Below are 2,010 nucleotides of genomic sequence, written 5' to 3' on the forward strand. Positions count from 1 at the left end.
GGTTTCCCTGGCCCTGAAAGCCGCCCGAATTACCGGCCTGGAAATTGCCGGGGTTGACCTGATTTACGACCGGGATCGTGAAGAGTACGTGGTACTGGAAGTCAATGGTATTCCAGCCTTTGCGACACCGGACCAGGAAGCATTTGGCATCGACTTCAATGACCGTAAAATCGCGAAGATCGTTGACATGATCGAACGGAAGGTCACCGTTAAACAGTTGATTGGCACCGCACAAACCACTGGACTTGAGCTGACAGGAACCACTGAACATGAGGTTTGATCACCGCCAGGCAAAACGTCCGGTTATCGGTCTGTTATACCTTGACCATGTCTTGCGTTTTTTTGATAAATCCAACTTCAGGGGATGGCCTGACCGGATTGAATCGGTTGTCTATCACTGGGGCAATGACAAACAGCGTTTTATCAATGAGGTAAAACGTAAAAAGATTGAGGTATTGATCGGCAATATTCCGGCCACCGCTTACGAGACCTTCCGGGATATTGCCAGAGAGCTGCCAGAGGTACGGTTTATCCCCTCTCTGGATAGCCAGTTTGCCAATAAGTCCAAGGAGAATGTCACGCACTTTTGTGAGAAGTATCAGCTTCCTGCACCGGCTACCCGAATCTTTTATGAGATGGACGAGGCACGGGACTTTTTGGGCAAGACCTCTTTTCCCAAGATCATCAAACGTTCCTATGGGCCCTCCAATTACGGTGGGTATTACGTTCACAAGGTAGACAGCAAAGCAGAAGCCCTGGAACTGCTTGGACGCAAGCGCTACTACCCGGTATACCTTCAGGATTTCATTCCCATGAAGGCCGATATCCGGGTCATGCTCATTGGCCACAAGCCGGTCTGTGCCTTCTGGCGTCGGCCACCGAAGGGCGAGTGGCTGACCAACACCTCCCAGGGTGGCACCATGGATTATCAGGGCGTACCGGATGAAGCACTGGCCCTGGCTGTGCGTGCCTCCAAGGCCGCCAATGCCGAATACTGGGCCTGTGATATTGCCGTCAGCCATGATGATGAATACCGGATACTGGAATGTGCCACCGCTTTTGCCGCATTCCCGTACATCCGTGACTGGATTGGCCAATACCTGATGGCGGAACTGACGTTTGGCAGGAAGCCTTACCCGAATATTCCCCTGTATAACTGGGAAGAGCTGGGCAAAATCTCATCGTCGGTACTGCGTGTCATGCGCCATATCACCTTTGGCCGCCATCACGATACGCAAGCCATGACCGATACCGGCGAGACCTTTCACCGGATAAGCGTCGATGACTACCCATTATTGGGTACCGAGCCGCTCTGTGGTGAAGAGTGGCCCAGTGAGCAGTGGAATCGGCAGGATAATTATCGCCCCCGGGTAACACCGCCATTGCAGCCCGGCATCCGGGAGATTCAGGCAGCTGAACTGGGTGCCGAGGAGGTAACGGAGGTTGCTGTTGCCGTTGAGGTTGGTCTGCAAACGACTCGCCTGCATTAAGGGACACCCTGATTTCAGGGCGCCTCCAGCTAAACCACGGTTGTGGCTATCCCGCTGCGGGCAGGCACCGTTTTGTTAAACGATACCTGCCTGACGGCTTTTTTCCCGAATAACAACAAGTATCTATCCCTATGAAACAGCAATACATTTCCTATCAGGAAACCATTGAATTCCTGCAACAGGCGATGGGCGATCATCCCGACCTGATCCGTGTGCAGAGCATTGGCGAAACCGGTGAAGGACGTCCCATTATGCTGGTCACCCTTTCCCGTGATGTAGCCTACGCGGATCAAAAACCGGCACTGCTTTACACCGGCACGATCCATGCCCGGGAATGGATCGGCATTGAGCTGGCCACCCGCTTTATCCGCCATGTCATTGCCAACTACCGGACAGACCCGGATTTATTAAGCGCCCTGACCCGCAATACCCTGTACATGGTGCCCTGCCTGAACCCGGATGGCTTCGAGTACTCCCGAAACCACTTCTCCTTCTGGCGGAAAAACCGGCGGAACAATGG

3 protein-coding genes are annotated in these 2,010 nt (G+C 53.4%); all 3 read left to right on the forward strand.

Going from position 1 to position 2,010, the window contains the following annotated elements; genetic code table 11:
* Positions 1-280: hypothetical protein (locus tag KDK14_RS11220; protein WP_257265206.1), on the forward strand; the 280-nt coding region annotated here is incomplete at its 5' end.
* Positions 270-1,490 carry a RimK family alpha-L-glutamate ligase gene (locus KDK14_RS11225; protein WP_257265207.1) on the forward strand — a complete coding sequence of 407 codons (1,221 nt, stop codon included), beginning with the start codon at positions 270-272 and terminating at the stop codon, positions 1,488-1,490. The genes KDK14_RS11220 and KDK14_RS11225, both read left to right, overlap by 11 nt.
* Before the next feature lie 131 nt (positions 1,491-1,621).
* A partial coding sequence (locus tag KDK14_RS11230) for a M14 family metallopeptidase (RefSeq protein WP_257265208.1) occupies positions 1,622-2,010 on the forward strand: 389 nt, incomplete at its 3' end.

Origin of the sequence: Endozoicomonas sp. ONNA2 (assembly GCF_024606365.1) — a bacterium.
Taxonomy (GTDB): Bacteria; Pseudomonadota; Gammaproteobacteria; order Pseudomonadales; family Endozoicomonadaceae; genus Endozoicomonas.